4 protein-coding genes are annotated in these 3,747 nt (G+C 36.3%); 1 reads left to right on the plus strand and 3 read right to left on the minus strand.

The genetic code is table 11. The features are described from left to right. The 3 genes from Q0L68_RS17765 to Q0L68_RS17775 all read right to left on the minus strand — a co-directional run. Positions 1 to 683: VOC family protein (locus Q0L68_RS17765; RefSeq protein WP_296705604.1), on the minus strand; the 683-nt coding region annotated here is incomplete at its 3' end. A 75-nt stretch (positions 684 to 758) separates the two neighbouring features. Further along, the gene (locus tag Q0L68_RS17770; protein WP_296705605.1) at positions 759 to 1,760 is read right to left on the minus strand and encodes a 1-acyl-sn-glycerol-3-phosphate acyltransferase; all 1,002 of its coding nucleotides are present in this window, start codon (positions 1,758 to 1,760) and stop codon (positions 759 to 761) included. Continuing rightward, the gene (locus tag Q0L68_RS17775) at positions 1,757 to 2,659 is read right to left on the minus strand and encodes a bile acid:sodium symporter family protein (protein ID WP_296705606.1); all 903 of its coding nucleotides are present in this window, start codon (positions 2,657 to 2,659) and stop codon (positions 1,757 to 1,759) included. Before Q0L68_RS17775 ends, Q0L68_RS17770 begins: the two co-directional genes overlap by 4 nt. 277 nt (positions 2,660 to 2,936) lie before the next feature. Here Q0L68_RS17775 and Q0L68_RS17780 point away from each other — a divergent pair. Then, on the plus strand, positions 2,937 to 3,747 hold an 811-nt coding region (locus Q0L68_RS17780; protein ID WP_296705607.1), incomplete at its 3' end, for a Gfo/Idh/MocA family oxidoreductase.

The raw sequence follows: 3,747 nt of genomic DNA on the forward strand, positions 1-3,747 counted from the left end.
TTAATAGGAAATTTGATGTAACCATTTCCATTGGATACAACTTTGGACATCAATGCGGAATACTCAGTAGAAATGTCTTTATCATCAAATGTGATCAGTAATTTAAAGCCCATTACATCTTCATAGAACTTCACCCAGCGGTTCATTTCACCAAGCTCTACATTTCCAACACAATGATCTATGTATTTTAAGCCGATTGATTTCGCTTTGTATTTGCTTGATTTCTTAACAAACCCTGGAAGAAATATCCCTTTGTAATTCTTTCTTTCTACGAACGTGTGAATTGTGTCGCCATACGTTTTAATTGATGCGGTTTTTACTTCTCCAAACTCATCAGAGATAATTTTAGGCTCTTCTGCTGATTCGGCTCCTCTTGATGTAGTTTCATACCAAGATTTTTCAGCATCATCAACCCAAAGGGCCAATACTTTTACACCGTCTCCATGTTTGGTAATATGTTCGGAAATTGGACTCTCCGGAAATAAGGAAGATGTAAGTACTAATCGGATTTTATCTTGTTTTAGCACATAGGATGCTCTGCCTTTTAATCCTGTCTCTGGTCCAGCATATGCAATTAGTTCGAAGCCAAAGGCATACTGATAAAACAGAGAAGATTGTTTGGCATTGCCAACATAAAGCTCCACATAGTCTGTTCCGTTTATTGGTAGGAAATCTTTAGACATGGTCAAGTTATTTTTGGGTTATTCTAGTTGCTCAAAGTTAAAAAATATACCAAAGAATATTTGGCTTACTTTGATTTATTCTTGAGGATTTTTATTTGCCCACAGAGTAATCATCGCCATTATAAAAAAAGCCAAAGCCCAAGAGTTAAAACCTGAACCAAGCGCCAATAGAATCAACCCTATGTAGTAAATAGGGCCTAAAGTAAATCCGATCAGAAATTTAATTGTTGAGTTAAATACTTTATCCTTGATTTTTGGTGATCGCCAAAGCCAGACCCAATAGAGTGGGAAATGGAATATTTTCATGAGCTTATTTTTAAGTCCTGAAAATGGAGGTATAGGGTTTTCAACTTTTCCTGTTTTCAAAAATTCCTCTACAGCCTTTTTATCATTTAAATCAACGCCATGATGGATTAAACTACTTAAGTCCTCCTCATAGTTATCACTGGGAATTTCTACTACCAATTGATGTAATGCTTTTTCAACAGATTTTGTCAATTTCCCAGACTGTGAACTTGTCATATCCACTTCTATGGGGTTACCAAAAATCATATTAACCCTGCTTCCTGACTTTTTATGGGCCGAATAATTAATCCCAACCGGTAAAATAACAGGTTTAGTCTCAGGGTATTTTTCCTTTAAACCAAACGCCATTCTAGTAAACCCTTTGCTGAGTGGCCTCAAACTCCTTACGTCACTATGACTTCCTTCTGCAAAAATAATTACGGTTCCATTTTCCTTAAGAATTTCATAGGTTTTATCAAAAATCAATTGATTTTGCTGAATTGTGGAAAACCCATCCCGAACCCTGTAAACGGGAAGCATTCTTATAAAATCCAAAAGTTTAGCTGCTATAGGACTCTTAAATACAGATGCTCTGGTAAGGAAATATGGATTTAGTTTTGTATGAGTTGCCAAAAGTAAAGGGTCAATCAAAGCATTCTGATGATTGGCCACTAAAATAACTGGTCGATCTTTGGGGATATTGGTTTTGCCTTGAACTTTAATTTTCTTGAAATAGAGATGAAGGCAAGCTTTCACTGCAAGGCGAAGCAAATAATTTACGATGTCTTTCATTCTTTATTTTTCCATACCGTGGCAATAGCCATTCCTGAGATCAAGTGCCAAATACCCCAAAAAGCGGTAATTATAGACATCCCCCCCAATCCATTAAAATAAGTAAAGATCAAAACCAGTCCTAGACCAGAATTTTGTATTCCAGTTTCAATGGTAAGAGTTTTCACATCAGCCAAGGGCAATCCAAAAATCTTTCCAGTGGTAAAACCAGCCCCCAAAGCAATAAAATTGTGAGCTAAAACCCATAAAAAAATGATAGAAATGTATTTTAAAAATAGATCTAGGTTTCCCAAAAAAGCCACAACAATAAAAGCAGCAAATATTAAAAGGCTGACAGGTTTCAGTATTTTGGAAGCTTTGTTTGCGAGTTCTGGTGCTTTTTGATGAGTAATAATTCCTAGAATTAAAGGAATTCCCAAAATCATAGAAACAGTAGTAAAAGCATCTAAATAGTCCAATTGAATATCTTTGAGCAATAAGGATGTGGGTGAATATAAACTAGCCCACAAAGCAAAATTCAAAGGGGTAGTGATAATAGATGCAAGACTTGAAAAGCCTGTTAAACTGATAGACAAGGCGGTATTTCCTTTAGCGAAATTTGTTAGAAAATTTGATACATTTCCTCCAGGACATGCAGCAACCAGAAACATCCCAAGTGCCACACTTGGAGGTGGATTGATAATATTTATAAGCCCCCAAGTCAAAAAGGGGAGTAATAGAAATTGTGAAAATACACCCAGAAAAAAGCCTTTAGGGTTCTTCGCTAAATACTTAAAATCTTCGAATCTTAAGTCCAAAGCTACACCATACATTATCAAGGCTAAGGCAAGATTCAGTAAAATGAGGTCTCCCGGTGAGAAGTTAAGCTGGATCGAATCCAGTTCATTTGTTTGGGTCATTGAATCGAAAATCCAACGAATTCTTGAAATATCAAAGTTTTAAATTCATTTATATTTAACTATAGATTAGACTTTGGGCTAGATTAGGATCTCAGAAATTTCGAAATCGTTTCCGCATCTTTTACTTCTGTCTAGATAATTCATATTGAATGCTATTCAGAGAATCTTTAGATTGAATGAAAGCAATTTTTAAGAATTTTAAGGCTATTTTAATTTGAATAAAGCCCTTTGAGAAATTTAAAAGAAGAAAGATTTAACCCAAAATACTGCACTAATTATGACTAAAAGGAGAGAGTTTATAAAGAAATCAGTTCTTGGTACAGCTGGATTAACTATGGCCGGAATGTCTATGTCGGCGAAGTCTTACGCCTCTATAATAGGGGCAAATGAAAGAATAAATTTAGCGGTAATTGGAATCCGAGGTCAAGGTAGCAACCATATCAATCAGTGGTGTGCTTTGAAGGATAATAGAAATGTTCGCTTAAAGACCTTATGTGATGTCGATGAGCAATATTATCCTGAAAAATCAAAAATAGTTATTGAAAAAACCGGGGTGACTCCACTGACAGAATGGGATATGCGCCGAGTCTTTGATGATCAAGAAATTGATGCCGTTTCTTTTGCAATCCCCAATCACTGGCATGCCTTAGGAACTATTTGGGCATGTCAGGCAGGTAAACATGTTTACGTCGAAAAACCGTCTAGCCACAATGTTTTCGAAGGAAGGAAAATGGTAGAAGCTGCCAGAAAATATAATAGGAGAGTACAAGTCGGTTTCCAAAATAGATCTATTGAAAACGTCATGGAAGCAATGAAATTCCTCCATGAAGGTGGTATAGGTGAGGTTTACATGGCACGTGGTCTTTGTTACAAGCCTAGAAATTCATTTGGAATTGTGGCAGACAGTACTCCTCCAGCTTCCTTGCATTATGATCAATGGTTAGGTCCTGCTCAGTACCAACCGTACAATGAAAAGAAGGTTCATTACAATTGGCATTGGCATTGGGCAACTGGAAATGGTGATACAGGGAATCAAGGACCTCATCAATTTGATGTTGCAAGATGGGGTTTAAATAAAAATGAACATC

It is taken from the genome of Algoriphagus sp. (assembly GCF_024642405.1).
GTDB lineage: Bacteria > Bacteroidota > Bacteroidia > Cytophagales > Cyclobacteriaceae > Algoriphagus.